This is a genomic window from Klebsiella sp. EMBS2024 (genome assembly GCF_036233805.1).
Taxonomy (GTDB): Bacteria; Pseudomonadota; Gammaproteobacteria; order Enterobacterales; family Enterobacteriaceae; genus Klebsiella; species Klebsiella pneumoniae.
In genome coordinates, this window is the sequence record NZ_JAZARW010000001.1 from 1,557,548 (window position 1) to 1,557,830 (window position 283).

A 283-nucleotide genomic window follows, 5' to 3' on the forward strand; every position below is an offset into this window, starting at 1 on the left:
CCGGCGCACCACCAGCGCCGACTGCAGCACCATATCAACCGTATGTGGCTGGAAAAAATGCCGGTACCGTCAATTATCGCCGCGGCTNGTTCGCTGGCCNGNGCCATGGAGAAATANGCGTGAGAGAAATCATCGTTGATAACTTTGCTGGTGGCGGCGGCGCCTCAACGGGCATCGAGNTGGCGATTGGGCGCAGTGTGGATATTGCGATTAACCATGACCCGAACGCTGTAGCTATGCATACCACCAATCACCCGGACACGCTGCACTATTGCGAATCGGT